The sequence below is a fragment of the Pseudomonas syringae pv. tagetis genome (genome assembly GCF_022557255.1).
GTDB classification, from domain to species: domain Bacteria; phylum Pseudomonadota; class Gammaproteobacteria; order Pseudomonadales; family Pseudomonadaceae; genus Aquipseudomonas; species Aquipseudomonas caricapapayae.
This window is the reverse complement of sequence record NZ_CP092923.1, coordinates 573,583-589,116: the sequence shown is the minus strand read 5'-3', so window position 1 is coordinate 589,116 and position 15,534 is coordinate 573,583. Positions and strand designations below refer to the sequence as shown.

The 15,534-nt window shown below is 59.8% G+C and carries 12 protein-coding genes and 2 tRNA genes; 2 read left to right on the top strand and 12 right to left on the bottom strand.

Annotated features, from left to right (window positions below; all coding sequences use genetic code 11):
* Positions 1-13 precede the first annotated feature (13 nt).
* A tRNA-Leu gene (locus MME58_RS02545) sits at positions 14-100 on the top strand.
* A 160-nt stretch (positions 101-260) separates the two neighbouring features.
* Positions 261-347: transfer RNA gene (locus MME58_RS02540), tRNA-Leu, on the top strand.
* 101 nt (positions 348-448) lie between these two features.
* Here the strand turns inward: MME58_RS02540 and MME58_RS02535 are convergent.
* The 12 genes from MME58_RS02535 to MME58_RS02480 form a co-directional block, all read right to left on the bottom strand.
* Entirely contained in the window at positions 449-2,383 is a 1,935-nt protein-coding gene (locus tag MME58_RS02535; protein ID WP_055005465.1) for a methyl-accepting chemotaxis protein, read from the bottom strand.
* A gap of 168 nt (positions 2,384-2,551) precedes the next feature.
* A complete protein-coding gene (locus tag MME58_RS02530) occupies positions 2,552-3,844 on the bottom strand; it encodes an adenylosuccinate synthase (RefSeq protein WP_054986055.1) in 1,293 nt (430 codons plus the stop codon).
* 54 nt (positions 3,845-3,898) lie between these two features.
* Entirely contained in the window at positions 3,899-5,086 is a 1,188-nt protein-coding gene (locus tag MME58_RS02525) for an ATP phosphoribosyltransferase regulatory subunit (protein ID WP_054986056.1), read from the bottom strand.
* A 270-nt stretch (positions 5,087-5,356) separates the two neighbouring features.
* Entirely contained in the window at positions 5,357-6,226 is an 870-nt protein-coding gene (gene hflC, locus MME58_RS02520; RefSeq protein WP_002551822.1) for a protease modulator HflC, read from the bottom strand.
* Positions 6,226-7,422, bottom strand: a complete 1,197-nt coding sequence (hflK, locus tag MME58_RS02515; RefSeq protein ID WP_054986057.1) for an FtsH protease activity modulator HflK — start codon at positions 7,420-7,422, stop codon at positions 6,226-6,228. Before hflK ends, hflC begins: the two co-directional genes overlap by 1 nt.
* A 96-nt stretch (positions 7,423-7,518) precedes the next feature.
* The gene (gene hflX / locus MME58_RS02510) at positions 7,519-8,820 is read right to left on the bottom strand and encodes a ribosome rescue GTPase HflX (RefSeq protein WP_054986058.1); all 1,302 of its coding nucleotides are present in this window, start codon (positions 8,818-8,820) and stop codon (positions 7,519-7,521) included.
* Positions 8,821-8,832: 12 nt separating this feature from the next.
* On the bottom strand, positions 8,833-9,093 hold the full coding sequence (hfq, locus tag MME58_RS02505) for an RNA chaperone Hfq (protein ID WP_002551819.1): 261 nt from the start codon (positions 9,091-9,093) through the stop codon (positions 8,833-8,835).
* Positions 9,094-9,185: 92 nt separating this feature from the next.
* Positions 9,186-10,157 carry a tRNA (adenosine(37)-N6)-dimethylallyltransferase MiaA gene (gene miaA, locus MME58_RS02500; protein ID WP_055005464.1) on the bottom strand — a complete coding sequence of 324 codons (972 nt, stop codon included), beginning with the start codon at positions 10,155-10,157 and terminating at the stop codon, positions 9,186-9,188.
* On the bottom strand, positions 10,158-12,101 hold the full coding sequence (mutL, locus tag MME58_RS02495) for a DNA mismatch repair endonuclease MutL (protein WP_055005463.1): 1,944 nt from the start codon (positions 12,099-12,101) through the stop codon (positions 10,158-10,160). It abuts the gene before it with no gap.
* On the bottom strand, positions 12,098-13,516 hold the full coding sequence (locus MME58_RS02490; RefSeq protein WP_055005462.1) for an N-acetylmuramoyl-L-alanine amidase: 1,419 nt from the start codon (positions 13,514-13,516) through the stop codon (positions 12,098-12,100). Before MME58_RS02490 ends, mutL begins: the two co-directional genes overlap by 4 nt.
* 14 nt (positions 13,517-13,530) lie before the next feature.
* Positions 13,531-13,959 (bottom strand): tRNA (adenosine(37)-N6)-threonylcarbamoyltransferase complex ATPase subunit type 1 TsaE, encoded by a 429-nt coding sequence (gene tsaE / locus MME58_RS02485; protein ID WP_371913041.1) that lies wholly within the window; start codon positions 13,957-13,959, stop codon positions 13,531-13,533.
* A gap of 29 nt (positions 13,960-13,988) precedes the next feature.
* Entirely contained in the window at positions 13,989-15,479 is a 1,491-nt protein-coding gene (locus MME58_RS02480; protein WP_055005461.1) for a bifunctional ADP-dependent NAD(P)H-hydrate dehydratase/NAD(P)H-hydrate epimerase, read from the bottom strand.
* Between the last annotated feature and the right edge of the window lie 55 nt (positions 15,480-15,534).

The following is a 15,534-nucleotide window of genomic DNA, read 5'->3' as shown; positions in this document are numbered from 1 at the left end:
CCGTGTTGATACTGCCCAGATGGTGAAATTGGTAGACACGCCAGCTTCAGGTGCTGGTGACCGCAAGGTCGTGGAAGTTCGAGTCTTCTTCTGGGCACCAATTCAGGCAACAGACTACAACAGTCTCAAGCCTCACAAGAACCCGCGAAAGCGGGTTTTTGCATTTTCGGGTTTTGATTATTAAATCAAAACAGGGGTTTACAGCGTAAAACGATCGCCGTATAGTGCGCCCCATCAACGGCGTACATGCTGCTGATGCTGCCCAGATGGTGAAATTGGTAGACACGCCAGCTTCAGGTGCTGGTGACCGCAAGGTCGTGGAAGTTCGAGTCTTCTTCTGGGCACCAATTCAAAAAAACCGAGCCAATGGCTCGGTTTTTTGCATTTCGGTATGCCGAAAAAGATCCCTGCACGCACAACGCCACATAAAGGGCACTGCACTTGGCACTCAAGCCCTGAATTGCCCCAGGCTCGCCTTCAATTGCGCCGCCAGACCGTTCAGCACCTTGCCACTGGCCGTTGTCTCGACCACCGCCTTGGCGGCACGCTCAGCCTGAGCGTGAATAACCTCCACCCGACCACGCACCGCCTGGGCACCTTCAGCCTGATGAACCGCCGCCTTGGTCGCCAGCCCGATGGCCGCGTGCACCTGCTCGACAGATGCCTGCACCGTCTGCTGGCGCTTGGCACTTTCACGTAACACTTCAAGCCCTTCCTTGGCCTGGCGACCAGCAATATCAATGGCCGCGACCGCCTCTTTCGCACCACGCTGCAAGGCGACGATATGTTCCTGGATATCGCCGGTCGAACTCTGCGTCTTACTGGCCAGAGCGCGGACCTCGTCAGCAACCACTGCAAAGCCACGACCCGTTTCACCAGCCCGCGCGGCCTCAATGGCCGCGTTGAGTGCCAGTAGATTGGTTTGTTCGGCAATACTTTGAATAACCTCCAGCACAACCTCGATCTGCTGGCTTTGCAACGCAAGACGTTCGATCACCTGCGCACCGGTATCCACCTGTCCGGCCAGCGCCTCAATCAGCCCGCCGACCTGACTGGACGTGCGGGTATTTTCATCAGTCGCCTGCTTGATATCGTTGACCTGACGCAAAGCCGCCTGCATCGCCTGGCTTTCCGACTGCGCCTCATCGGCCATATGCTCCAGCGCCTTCAGGCTGGCAGCCACTTCATCACGCTGCAAGGCGGCTGCGGCGTCGGCACCCGCATTGCGTTGACTCATCGCGCCGATCTCGACACCGGTCAGTTGCGCGACCTCTCCCGCTTCACGCACGATGGGTTGCAGCTTGTCGATGAAGCGATTGACCGCCGCCGACATGTCGCCAATCTCGTCGTTACTGTCCAGTTTGACGCGCTTGGTCAGGTCGCCCTCACCCGCCGCAAGATCATTCAGTGCCGCGATCAGCAGGTGCAGCTTGCTGACTACCCGACGCCCCAGCGCCACCGCCAGCAACAGCAATACGCCCAACCCCACCAGCGCCAGCCCCATACCGATTCGCCAGCGCAAGGTTTCGGCGGCTTCCTGAACAGCGACACGCGTATTGCCGGTCATCGCCGTACCCGCCGCCTGAGCCGATTGCAGGCGCGTGCGCAAGGCAGTAGAGCTGTCTTTGGAAGCACTGGCCAGACTGTCGGAAACCAGTTGCTCACCACTGATGATCAGGGCGGCGAAACGCTTGTCCAGCGCCGCCAGATTCTCCTCGACCGTGGCCGTGGAGACCCCCATGCGCACCTTGCCGATCTCGACACCATTAGGGCTGATGGATGCCTCGACGTAATACACCGAAGGATCGTTTTTTGCGGCATTGAGGATCTTGTCCATCGCCCGTTCGCCTTCACCCTTCGCCAACAGCGCCTTGACCAGCGGATTGTCGCGATTCATGTACCGCGTAAGGTGCTCGCCGGCCGCATCGTCGTAGACCACAAACAACACATTAGGATTGCGCTGGGCACGTCGGGCAAATTCAGAAAGGGTTGGAGTGTCGTTATCCCACATGGCTCGCGGAGCAACTGCGGCGAGCAATTCGGCCATGTCGGTCGCAGACTCCCGAAGGTCCTTTTCCAGCGTGGCGCGCAACTGGGCCTGCTCATCCTTCAAACGCGCAGAGAGTCCGACACTCAAGCGCTGACGGGTACTGGTCGAAAGAGAGTCGAGGCTCGACGTCACTTCGCTACTCGCCAGCTCCAGCTCGGAAGAAAGATGTTGCGAATCTACCCCAAGACGGCTGGCAAGATCAGCTTCAAGCGCCGTGACCGTGCTCCGGGTAAGGGCAACTGCCACCAGGACCTGCACCAAAAGGGCAATGCCCAGCGCAATGAAGACGGGACGCAGCAAACGGCTTTGCAAAAGAGACAAGACAGCAGACACAGGAGAATCCCTCCACCCTCAGCGCCATTAAAATGATGGCACTTTTCTGTCATCTTTGTAGCAAGTGCCGTGCCGTGACACAAGTCTCACTTTTCAGGGCGGGCCGCGCCAATCATCGAAAGCAAAAAGGGCCGCAATGCGGCCCTTTTGGTGACACTCGGCGATGGATCAGCCGAACGGATGACGCAGTACGATAGTCTCGTTGCGGTCAGGACCGGTCGAAATGATATCGATAGGCGCACCTACCAGCTCTTCGACACGCTTGATGTATGCGCGCGCGGCTACAGGCAGCTCTTCGAGGGTCTTGGCACCCAGCGTGGATTCGTTCCAGCCTGGCATCTGCTCGTAAACCGGGCGCAGGCCCAGATAGCTGTCGGCGTCGGTAGGTGCATCAATGACAGCGCCGTCTTCGTTTTCATAGCCGACGCAGATATTGATGGTCTCAAGGCCGTCGAGCACGTCCAGCTTGGTCAGGCACAGGCCCGAGATGCTGTTGATTTCAATGGCGCGACGCAGGATGACGGCATCAAACCAGCCGCAACGACGCGCACGACCGGTAGTGGCACCGAACTCGTGACCGCGCTTGGCCAGAAATGCACCGACATCATCGAACAGCTCGGTCGGGAACGGGCCCGAACCCACGCGCGTGGTGTAGGCCTTGGTGATGCCCAGGATGTAATCCAGGTACATCGGACCAAAACCGGAACCGGTGGCAATACCGCCCGCCGTGGTGTTGGAGCTGGTGACGTACGGGTAAGTACCGTGGTCGATGTCCAGCAGCGAACCCTGGGCACCCTCAAACATGATGTCCTTGCCGTCGCGGCGCATTTCATGCAGCGCAGCGGTGACGTCGAGCATCAGGGGCTTGAGCATGTCAGCGTATTCCATGCACTCGTCGAGTGTCTTCTGGAAGTCGATGGCAGGCTCTTTGTAATAATTGACCAGCACGAAGTTGTGGTAGTCGAGCAGCTCGCCCAGCTTGGCGGCGAAACGCTCGCGATGGAACAGGTCGCCGATGCGCAGACCGCGACGCGCAACCTTGTCTTCGTATGCCGGGCCGATACCACGACCGGTGGTGCCGATCTTGAACTCGCCGCGAGCTTTTTCACGCGCCTGGTCCAGCGCAACGTGGTACGAAAGAATCAGCGGGCAGGACGGGCTGATGCGCAGGCGCTCACGAACCGGGATGCCTTTCTCTTCCAGTTTGATGATTTCGCGCAGGAGCGCATCGGGAGCAACCACCACACCATTACCGATCAGGCACTGCACGCCTTCGCGCAGCACACCGGATGGAATCAGGTGCAATACGGTTTTCTCACCATCGATCACCAGCGTGTGACCAGCATTGTGGCCACCCTGATAGCGAACTACGGCGGTAGCATGTTCGGTCAGCAGATCGACGATCTTGCCTTTGCCCTCATCACCCCATTGAGTGCCCAGGACTACGACATTCTTACCCATAACACTTGTCCTCATTCACGCAAACTTAGTGCCGGCGGCGGCCGGCAGGAATACTCAAGAAGCCAGCGGCATTACCTGCCAGTGCTCGCCATGCTGAATCAATTGCCGGTCACAGTCGGCTTCACGCGCGGCGCTCGCCTGCTGCCCAGGCAACGCCTGAACCACACGCTGACCTTCGCTGCGCAACTGGCAAACCTGCTGCCAGAGTGCCGCATCCGTACTGTCCGGCATCCAGATGCCACCAGACGGTAAGACGATTTCTGCCTGCCCCAGCGTTACCAGGGTTTTCAGGTCAGTGGAAAAGCCGGTTGCCGGACGGGCACGACCGAAGTCGGCACCGATGTCATCGTAACGACCACCCTGAGCGATCGACTGGCCCACACCCGGTACGAAGACCGCAAACACCACACCGGTGTGATAGTGGTAGCCACGCAGCTCGCCAAGATCGAAATACAACGGCAACTGCGGGAAACGCGCAGCCAGACGCTCGGCGATTGCCAGCAGGTCATCCAGCGCAGCCAGCACTGGCGCAGGTGCGCCAGCCAGACGATCACGCGCGGCATTGAGTACCTCGCGCCCACCGCACAGATCGACCAGCGCGCGCAGCATCGAGGCCAGCTCCTGCGGCAGATCCGCGGTCAGGGCAACCACTTCGTCAATGGCCTTGCGCTGCAGCGCATCGAACAACTGCTGCTCGACTTCGCCGGACAGGCCGGCTGCACGCGCCAGACCACGATAGATACCGACATGCCCGAGGTCCATGTGCACATCCGGCACATCGGCCAGTTGCAGCATGGCCAGCATCAGACTGATGACTTCGACATCACTGCTTGGGCTTGCATCACCGTACAGCTCGGCACCCAGTTGAATCGGGCTGCGCGAAGAAGACAGTGCACGCGGCTGGGCATGCAGAACGCTGCCCGCATAGCACAGACGGCTAGGGCCTTCACGCTTGAGTGTGTGGGCATCGATGCGAGCAACCTGAGGCGTGATGTCGGCACGAAAGCCCATCTGCCGGCCTGATTGCGGGTCGATTACCTTGAAGGTGCGCAGATCCAGATCCGAACCTGCGCCCGTCAGCAAGGATTCGAGATATTCGATATGCGGGGTGACGACGAACTCATAGCCCCAGCTCTGAAACAGATCCAACACCTGACGGCGCGCTACTTCAATGCGCGCCGCTTCCGGTGGCAGTACTTCTTCGATGCCATCTGGTAGCAGCCAGCGGTCGACCGTTGCCATTACGCCATTCCCCTGTGATCCAGGCGGCCAGCCTACAGGCCAGCCTTGAGTGAAGCAGAAAGTGGTGCGCTGTATGACGGGCACGACAAATGCCCGAGACAGGCCTTGCAGACCACTTTCCTCGAAAAATCTTGCCGCGTTCTGATTCAGATACGGCCAATCAATCGTGCAGACGCAAAAAAGCCGGGAATTTCCCGGCTGCCGCATGATACACACGTTTCACCGTACGTTCACCCCACCGGGCGGTTTTGCCGCCCGGCGGGTGATTAATTACGGTTTGGCTTTTTCCAGATAGCGAAAGAATTCGCTGTTCGGATCAAGCACCATCACGTCGCTCTTGTTCGCAAAGCTTTCGCGGTAGGCACGCAGGCTGCGATAAAACGCGTAGAACTCCTGGTCCTGACCGTAAGCCTTGGAGTAGATCGCGGCAGCCTGGGCATCACCATCACCACGCGCTTCTTCCGACTCGCGATAGGCTTCTGCCAGCAACACACGACGCTGACGATCGGCGTCGGCGCGAATGCCTTCAGCCAGTTCGTTACCCTTGGCGCGGTGTTCGCGCGCTTCACGCTCACGCTCGGTGCTCATACGCTCGAAAACGCTGCGATTCACTTCCTTCGGCAGGTCGATGGCCTTGACCCGGACATCGACGACTTCAATGCCCAGCTCTTTCTCGGCCATGCGGTTAAGGGAACCGGTGATATCAGCCATCAGCGCATCTCGCTCACCCGACACGACTTCGTGCAGCGTGCGCTTGCCGAACTGGTCACGCAGGCCAGACTCCAGACGGCGCGAAAGGCGCTCGTCGGCGATCTGCTTCAGGCCGGAAGTCGCGGTGTAGAAACGCTCCGCATCCTTCACGCGCCATTTGGCATAGGCATCGACCATGACCGCTTTCTTTTCCAGTGTAAGGAAGCGCTGGGTCGGTGCATCGAGGGTCAGCAAACGACCATCGAACTTGCGCACCTGGTTCACGTAGGGAACCTTCACATGCAGACCCGGCTGAACATCGGCCTGAACCACACGACCGAATTGCAGCAGCACTGCACGCTCGGTCTGGGACACGATGTAGAAGCTGTTCCAGGCGATGACCGCCAGTACCACGCCGACAATAAGGGTGATCAGTGATTTGTTACTCATCAGCGAGTCTCCCTGGTGCGTACTTCGCCACGCTGCTGAGCTTCAGTTGCCCGGGCGGCAGCGGCAGCATCGGTAGCGGACTGCGATGGCGTACCTGCATTGGAGCCATTGGCGTTACTGCTGCGGCTGCTTTCGATCATCTTGTCGAGCGGGAGATAAAGCAGGTTGTTCTGCCCTTTTTCGCCAGTCACAAGAACCTTGCTGGTGTTGCTGAAGACTTCCTGCATGGTGTCCAGATACAGACGCTGGCGGGTGACTTCAGGAGCCTTGCGGTATTCGGCGACCAGTTTGGTAAAGCGATCAGCCTCACCCTTGGCACGCGAAACCACTTCATCGCGGTAGCCGTTGGCATCTTCGAGGATGCGCTGGGCCTGACCGCGGGCTTCCGGAATCACGCCATTGGCGTAGCTCTCAGCCTGGTTGCGCGCACGCTGCTCGTCTTCACGCGCCCGGATCACGTCATCGAACGCTTCCTGCACCTCACGCGGCGCAGCAGCGCTCTGCACGTTGACCTGAGTGACGGTGATGCCGGTGCGGTAGGTGTCGAGGAAACGTTGCAGACGCTCCTTGATTTCGCTGGCCATCAGTTCACGACCCTCAGTCAGGACCTGGTCCATGGCCGTGGAACCCACGACATGGCGCAGCGCACTTTCAGTAGCGTGCTGCAGGCTGATTTCAGGCTGGTCGACGTTCAGGACGAAATCCTGCAGGTTGCTGATCTTGTACTGCACGGTCAGCGGCACTTCGACGATATTCTCGTCTTCGGTGAGCATCTGGCCCTGCTTGCTGTAGGCACGCTCGCGCGTCACGTTTTCCATGTACTTGCGGTCGAACGGCGGGAAGTAGATGTTGAGACCCGGCCCCACGGTTTCATGGTACTGACCGAAACGCAGTACAACCGCCTGCTCCTGCTCGTCAACGACATAGATAGCGCTGTAAAGCCAGAAAGCGATAAGCACGACAAGGCCAATGCCGAGCAGGCCAAAGCCGCCGCCCTTGCCAGAGCCGCCCCCGCTGCCACTGCCGCTGCCATCGCTGCCGCGTTTGTTACCGCCGCCGAACAACCCCTTCAGGCTTTCCTGCAGCTTACGGAAGGCCTCGTCGAGATCAGGTGGTCCCTTGCGGTCGCCGCCACGGCGTTTGCCACCCCAGGGATCTTGATTATTCGAGTTGCCACCCGGCTCATTCCAAGCCATAGCGCTCTCCATCTGATAAAGCAAAGACGCGCCCGCGGCGCGCCGACCAATGCTACAGAATGCTCGCGAAAGCCGTACAACGGCTTTCTCGTGCTTTTATTGCAAAGTGTGTTGCTCGATGAACTCCAGCGGCTGCAATCCTTCGCGACTCACCAGACGATTGAGTTCAACGCGCGGCAGCCGCACTGCCAGCACACTGGCACCGTCTTCGTCATGCGTTTCGCTCTGCACCGCACCCAGTTCGAAAAACTGGGCGCGCAGCCGGGCAAGACTCTGAGGCAAAAGCAGCGTACCTACAAACAGATCGTCGCCGAGCAGTTCGGCAATAGCTTGCTTGAGCAGATCCAGCCCTCGACCATCATGGGCAGACACCCAGACACGCTGCGGCTTGCCATCGGCATCGCGCTGTATCTGAGGCTCCACGCCTTCAAGCAGATCGAGTTTGTTATAGACCTCGAGGATCGGCAAGCCCTCGGCCCCAATCTCGCCGAGCACAGCCATGACCTGCTCGATCTGCGACATGCGGTCGGGCTCGTGGGAGTCGATCACATGCAGCAGTAAATCGGAGTTGCTCGATTCTTCAAGCGTCGCGCGAAAGGCTTCTACCAGTTTATGTGGCAGATGGCGAATGAAGCCCACGGTATCAGCCAGCACGATAGGCCCCAGGTCATCGAGCTGCAGACGACGCAAGGTCGGATCGAGCGTGGCAAACAACTGGTCCGCCGCGAACACATCCGAATCGGTTACCGAGTTGAACAGGGTCGACTTGCCGGCGTTGGTGTAGCCCACCAGTGAAACTGAAGGAATATCGGCGCGACGACGCCCACGACGTGCCTGATCCCGCTGGCTGCGAACCTTCTCCAGCCGCCCTTTGATCTGCCGCAGGCGAACCCGCAGAAGACGACGGTCGGTTTCGAGCTGGGTTTCACCCGGACCGCGCAGGCCGATACCACCTTTTTGTCGCTCAAGGTGAGTCCAGCCACGGACCAGGCGCGTGCTCATGTGCTCAAGCTGAGCCAGTTCGACCTGAAGCTTGCCTTCGTGAGTACGCGCTCGCTGCGCAAATATATCGAGAATCAGCCCCGTACGATCAAGCACACGACACTCGAAAACGCGTTCGAGGTTGCGTTCCTGACTGGGCGTGAGGGTGTGATTGAAGATAACAAGATCAGCCTGTTCGGCTTTGACCTGGTCGCGAAGCTCCTCGACCTTGCCAGAGCCAATCAGGTATTTGGCCGATGGCCGATGACGCGGCACGTTGATAAACGCAACGGTATCGGCACCGGCCGATATGGCCAGCTCCTGAAACTCCTGCGGATCTTCGCGCGCCTCAGGGTCCTGACCATCCAGATGAACGAGAATTGCACGTTCACCACCACTGTGGCGCTCAAAGAACAAGGCAGACTCCTATCAGGCGTTACCTGGCTCGGCGTCTGCGCCGTCAGCGTCGGTAGCGCTGGGAAGGCGGATCGGACGAACCGGTACGACGGTGGAAATGGCGTGTTTATAAACCATCTGGCTGACAGTATTTTTCAGCAAAATGACGAACTGGTCGAAAGACTCGATCGTGCCCTGCAGCTTGATACCGTTGACCAGGTAGATCGAAACCCCGACCTTCTCTTTTCGCAAGGTATTCAAGTAAGGGTCTTGTAGCGAATGCCCTTTTGACATGTGCCGCACTCCTTTAAGGATCAATAAAATAATAAATCGAATACGATTGGCTTACCGGCCACCCCCCAAGGATAGACGGCTATTGCAGGGACTCAGCTCAATATGGAGACCGATTCCAGGTATTTCAAGGCGCGAGGCAGATTGTCGCTGGCCAGACTGTCAAGCCAGTGCAAATCCTCCCAGCTTCGTAGCCAGGTGAACTGCCGTTTGGCCAACTGGCGTGTTGCAATAATGCCGCGCTCCTGCATTTCGTCCCGCGTCAGCTTTCCATCCAGGTGATCCCAGACCTGGCGATAACCGACGGCTCTTATCGAGGGCAACCCGCAATGCAGGTGACCTCTTGAGCGCAATGCCAGTACCTCGTCCAGAAACCCCTGATCCAGCATTTGCTCAAAACGTAGCGCGATGCGTTGGTGCAGCACCTTGCGATCAGCCGGAGCGATGGCAAGGTTCGCGACAGTATAGGGCAATTGCTGACGCCCTGATGCGGCCGCTTGGGTACTTTGCGCAGTTTGTTGCTCGCGATGTGCCGTCATGCTCATTCCACTCACGCGATACACCTCAAGCGCCCTGATCAGTCGTTGTGGATCGTTGGGGTGAATACGTGCCGCCGAAACGGGATCGACCACCGCCAGTTGATCGTGCAATGACTGCCAGCCAAAGGCCTGCGCATCAGCTTCAAGCTGCGCCCTGACCTGCGCATCGGCAGCCGGCATATCCGCCAGCCCGTCCAATAGAGCCTTGAAATACAACATAGTGCCGCCGACCAGCAAAGGAATATTTCCACGGGCTGTGATTTCCGCCATGGCGGTCAGCGCGTCACTGCGAAAATCGGCTGCGGAGTAGCTTTGCGCGGGGTCGAGAATGTCGATCAGACGGTGCGGAAATTCAGCCAGCTGCGCTTTCGAGGGCTTGGCGGTGCCGATATCCATGCCGCGATAAACCAGCGCCGAGTCGACGCTGATCAGTTCGCACGGCAGCACTTTGGTCAGTGCCATGGCAAGGTCGGTCTTGCCTGCGGCAGTAGGCCCCATGAGGAAAATGGCCGGAGGTAAAGCGTTCATTCATTGACCGCGCAGGAATAATTTATCCAGGTCATTGAGACCCATCTGGGTCCAGGTAGGACGTCCGTGGTTGCATTGACCGCTGCGCTCGGTGTTTTCCATGTCACGCAGCAGGCCGTTCATTTCCGGAATGGCCAGACGTCGATTGGCTCGGATCGCACCATGGCAGGCCATGGTGCCGAGCAATTCGTTCATGTGCGCCTGCACCCGGTCGCTAGTGCCATATTCCATGAGATCCGCCAGCACATCGCTGACCAGCCGATTGGCCTCGGCCTGCTTGAGCAGCGCAGGGATCTGTCGGATCGCCAGGGTTTCCGGACCGAGCCGCTGAAGCTCGAAGCCCAGGCGCTGGAACGTAGTGATGTGTTCTTCGGCGCAGTCGGCTTCGCGCTGGCTGACCGCGAGGGATTCGGGCACCAGTAATGGCTGGCCACTCAGGCCTTCATTGGCCATCGCTATTTTCAGGCGCTCATACATGATTCGCTCGTGGGCAGCGTGCATATCTACCAGCACCAGCCCATGAGCGTTTTCAGCGAGAATGTAGATGCCTTTGAGCTGCGCCAGCGCATACCCCAGCGGCGGAATATCGCCGGGCGACTCCGGCAGCGATGAAGGCGCAGCGGTGGGCAGCGGCGCGAAAAACTCACGGTAGGCACTTTGCGCTTCGGCTACAGGCACGCCGGAGGTAGGCCGTGGCGAATATTGATACTGATAGCCGCTACCGGCACTGCTGCCGGCAGGGCGGGAAAAAGGCTCGCTCTGCGGCTGCTCCAGCACATTATTGGCCAGACGCATTTCGCCCTGCGGCCCGAACTCGCCCGCCTCAGGCCCGGTTGGCCGAGGCTCGGCAACAACCGGCACGCTGCCACCCAGCTGGTTTTCCGGGCGCACATCACCCAATGCACGGTGCAGGGTGCCATAAAGGAAGTCATGCACCATGCGTCCGTCGCGGAAGCGCACTTCGTGCTTGGTCGGGTGGACGTTGACGTCTACAGCGGCCGGATCGACCTCGAAAAACAGCACGAACGTCGGATGACGGCCGTTGAACAGCACATCGCGATAAGCCTGACGCACCGCATGGGCAACCAGTTTGTCGCGCACGGCACGGCCGTTTACAAAAAAATACTGCAGGTCGGCCTGGCTGCGCGAAAATGTCGGCAATCCCACCCAGCCCCACAGATGCAGGCCATTACGCTCAATCTCGATGGGCAGTGCCTGCTCCAGAAAGCCCGGCCCGCAGATCGCCGAAACACGCCGCGCTCGGGCGGTGTCGTCATGCGCTTCATGCAGGCTCAGCACAGTCTTGCCGTTGTGGCGCAAATGGAAGGCCACGTCGAAACGTGCCAGCGCCATGCGCTTGATGACTTCCTGCAGGTGATCGAATTCGGTCTTCTCGGCCTTGAGAAACTTGCGTCGGGCGGGCGTATTGAAGAACAGGTCGCGAACTTCCACAGACGTGCCCACCGGATGCGCTGCTGGCTGGACACGCGGTGCCATGTCACGGCCTTCGGTTTCAACCTGCCACGCCTGATCGGCGTCGCGGGTGCGCGAAGTCAAAGTAAGGCGCGCCACGGAGCTGATCGAAGCCAGCGCTTCGCCGCGAAAGCCCAGGCTCATGACCCGCTCAAGGTCTTCCAGATCGCGAATCTTGCTGGTGGCATGTCGCGCCAGCGCCAGTGGCAGATCATCCGAAGATATGCCGCCGCCATCGTCACGGACTTTCAACAACTTGATACCGGCCTGCTCGACATCGACATCGATACGCCGCGCGCCGGAATCAAGGCTGTTTTCCAGCAGTTCCTTGATAACCGAAGCCGGGCGCTCGACAACCTCGCCCGCCGCGATCTGGTTGGCCAGTCGCGGGCTGAGCAATTCGATGCGCGCAGCGTTCAGAACAGTCTGAGCGTTATCGGCTTCGCTGCCGTCGAGCAGAAGATCGTTCATTGCTGGGTCGCCACCTCGGAACTCGGAATGCGCAGATCCTGGCCAATCTTCAATTCATCGGTTTTCAGATTGTTGGCGCTGCGCAGCGTAGCGATGTTCATGTCATAACGCGCCGCAAGCATGGCCAGGGTTTCACCGGAACGGACCACGTGATTGCGCGGCCCCTGGGCCAGCTTGCCGTTATCACGCAGCCAGGCAATATAAGTACCCTGCGGCGGGTTCTGCTGGAAGAACTGCTTGACCCCGGAGTTGATCGAACGCGCCAACGCCTGTTGGTGCGACGCAGAGCTCAGCTTGTTGGCTTCGTTGGCATTGGAGATAAAGCCGGTCTCCACCAGAATCGACGGAATATCCGGCGACTTGAGCACCATGAAACCTGCCTGCTCGACGCGTGACTTGTGCAGCGAAGTGACGCGGCCGATGTTGCTCAACACCTTCTGGCCGACGTTCAGGCTCGAAGACAGCGAAGCGGTCATGGACAGGTCCAGCAATACCCCGGCGAGCATGCGGTCCTTGTCATCAAGGCTTACCGCGCCGGCACCACCGATCAGGTCGGAGCGGTTTTCGCTGTCCGCAAGCCAGCGTGCCGTTTCGGAGGTCGCGCCACGATCGGACAAGGCGAACACCGACGCACCAAACGCCGCAGTGGACGGCGCGGCATCGGCGTGAATGGACACAAACAGGTCGGCCCCCTTGGAACGGGCGATCTCGGTACGTTTGCGCAGCGGAATGAAGTAGTCGCCGGTCCGCGTCAATTCTGCGCGATAGCCTTTCTCGGCGTTGACCTGGCGCTGCAGTTCCTTGGCAATCGACAGCACCACGTTTTTCTCTTTCTGGCCGGCACCGCCCGACGCTCCCGGGTCTTCGCCGCCGTGTCCGGCATCGATCACCACGACAATGTCACGTTTGCCATTTGGCACCGGAGTCAGCTTGATTTCAGGCTTGGCCGGGCTGACCGGAACAGCGGGCGCAGTATTGGCGGCGGTATCCGGAATTACCGGTGTCGGGTTTGCGTCAGCGGCGTTATCGAACAGGTCGACCACCAGACGATTGCCGTACTGCTGATTCGGCGCAAGCGTGAAACTTTTGGGTGTCACCGCCTTTTTCAGATCGATGACCACGCGCAGATCAGTCGGCGTGCGCTGAGCAGAGCGCATGCTGCTGATCGGTGTATTGGCTGTCGACACATTCAGCGGACCACCGAGTGTCGCGCCGTTGATATCGATTACCAGACGATCAGGCGAAGTCAGGGTGAACACACTGTGCTGGACAGGCCCGGACAGGTCGAATACCAGACGCGTGTTGTCCGGTGCTCGCCATAAGCGGACACTTCGTACTTGCGTAGCGGCAACCGCCTCGACAGCCAGGGCCATCAGCAGCAGACCAACTACAGTAACCAGCGCGCGCATGCGCATACCTAACCCCATATCTATTTGAATTCCAAAGCCAAAGTGGCACACCAGCGTTCGCCGCGCGAGCCCAGCGGGCTCAATATCACGGACCGGCCTTCTCCGTGCGGCCCAATGGTAATGGTCAGGTCAGGCTTTGGCAAAAAGCCTGCACCACGCTGGGGCCATTCAATCAGACAAAGCGCATCGCCGTCGAAGTAATCGCGCACCCCCATGTACTCGAGTTCTTCAGGGTCGACCAGCCGATACAGGTCAAAGTGGAACACCCGTATGGCACCGATTTCGTATGGCTCGACCAGTGTGAAAGTAGGACTCTTGACGGCCCCCGCATGCCCGAAACCGCGAATCATTCCCCGCGAAAGAGTGGTTTTCCCAGCACCCAGATCGCCGTCGAGAAAGATGACACCCTGCCCTTCGGTAACCGCAGCCAGGCGTGCACCAAAACTCATCATGGCTTCTTCGCCAACCACGTGCAGCGTTAAATCAGACACGGTTGCAGCTCCTCCAGTAACTGACGAATGGCAGGAATAATATCGCTGGCGGCCAGCCCGCGACCGTATTCGCCGATTTTCTGACCTGCACTTGCGTGCAACCACACTGCCAGACAAGCCGCATCGAAGGGCGTCAGATGCTGTGCCAGAAGCGCACCGATCAACCCGGCCAGCACGTCGCCCAGCCCGGCGGTGGCCATGGCCGGATGGCCACGATCGCACAACGCCAGGCGCCCTTGCGCATCGGCAATCAGGCTGCCGGAGCCCTTGAGCACGCAAACCGTGTCGAACTTGCGCGCCAGCGCCCGTGCGGCGGCGGGACGGTCTGCCTGAACTTCCTTGATGTCTATGCCCAGCAGGCGCGCTGCCTCGCCCGGGTGCGGGGTAATGACACACCCCTTGGGCAGGCTCACCAGCCCGGCGGCCAACATATTCAGCGCATCGGCATCCCACACTTGTGGCCGGTCGGCATCGGAGGCAGCCGACAGCAAGCTGCGCCCCCAGGCCGCCTGCCCCAACCCCGGACCGACCACCAGCACGCTGGCCGGCTCGATCAATGCCATCAACTGGTTTGCCGAACGAATGCCCGCGCTCATGATTTCCGGCATGCGGGTCAGGGCGGCCGGCATATGCTCGGCGCGGGTCGCCAGCGTCAACATGCCAGCACCGCTACGCAGGGCGCTTTCAGCGCTGAGCAAAGCCGCACCGCCAAACCCGTGATCGCCTCCGATGACCAGTACACGACCGAACATGCCTTTATGAGCGGTATGTGGACGCGGTGCCAGCGTCGGCAAGTTGAGCGGACCGAGGCGTTTTGCGCTGACCGGCACCTGCGCAACCAGCGCTGGATCCGCCCGCAAGTCATCAAACACAAGCTCGCCCACCAGATCGGCCGCATTGCCGGTCAACAATCCCAGCTTGAGACCGATGAAAGTAACCGTCACGTCGGCACGCACCGCCGCGCCCAGAGTCTGGCCGGTATCTGCGCTCAAGCCCGAAGGAATATCCACGGCAGCAACCGGCAGACCGCTGGCATTGATCGCGTTGATGGCCGAGAGATAGGGTTCACGCACATCGCCATCGAGCCCGGTGCCGAGCAAGGCATCCAGCACTACACCGGCCAACGGCTGGTCGGCCCACGCCTGGGTGTCGATGCCGGAAGCTGCCGCATGCGCCGAAGCGGCATCCCCCGTCAATGCAGCCGGGTCGCCGACGGCCAGCACCCTGACCTGCCAGCCTGCCTTGTGCGCCAGTGCTGCCACCAGATACCCGTCGCCGGCGTTGTTGCCGCGGCCGGTCAGCACAGTCAGCTCGCTCGCTTCAGGCCAGCGCCGGAGGATCGTTCGCCACAGTGCCTGTGCAGCGCGCAGCATCAATTCCAGGCCTGGCGTACCGGCCGCAATCAGCCGCGCGTCGAGGTCGCGGACCTGCGCAGCGCTGTACAGCGCGTCGGGTAAATAAGGTTTAGTGTCGAACATGCGTCTATGGGCTCCGATGTCTGGCAGAATTATACGCACCTTGGCCCCGGTTTCT

Excerpts from the sequence above, each read along its gene's own strand:
- MME58_RS02480 (WP_055005461.1), bottom strand. The coding sequence starts at position 15,479 with ATGTTCGACACTAAACCTTATTTACCCGACGCGCTGTACAGCGCTGCG.
- MME58_RS02490 (WP_055005462.1), bottom strand. The coding sequence starts at position 13,516 with ATGCGCATGCGCGCGCTGGTTACTGTAGTTGGTCTGCTGCTGATGGCC.
- MME58_RS02525 (WP_054986056.1), bottom strand. The coding sequence starts at position 5,086 with ATGGCAACGGTCGACCGCTGGCTGCTACCAGATGGCATCGAAGAAGTA.
- miaA (WP_055005464.1), bottom strand. The coding sequence starts at position 10,157 with ATGAACGCTTTACCTCCGGCCATTTTCCTCATGGGGCCTACTGCCGCA.
- tsaE (WP_371913041.1), bottom strand. The coding sequence starts at position 13,959 with ATGAGTTTTGGTGCACGCCTGGCTGCGGTTACCGAAGGGCAGGGTGTC.
- MME58_RS02530 (WP_054986055.1), bottom strand. The coding sequence starts at position 3,844 with ATGGGTAAGAATGTCGTAGTCCTGGGCACTCAATGGGGTGATGAGGGC.
- hflC (WP_002551822.1), bottom strand. The coding sequence starts at position 6,226 with ATGAGTAACAAATCACTGATCACCCTTATTGTCGGCGTGGTACTGGCG.
- mutL (WP_055005463.1), bottom strand. The coding sequence starts at position 12,101 with ATGAACGATCTTCTGCTCGACGGCAGCGAAGCCGATAACGCTCAGACT.
- hflK (WP_054986057.1), bottom strand. The coding sequence starts at position 7,422 with ATGGCTTGGAATGAGCCGGGTGGCAACTCGAATAATCAAGATCCCTGG.
- hfq (WP_002551819.1), bottom strand. The coding sequence starts at position 9,093 with ATGTCAAAAGGGCATTCGCTACAAGACCCTTACTTGAATACCTTGCGA.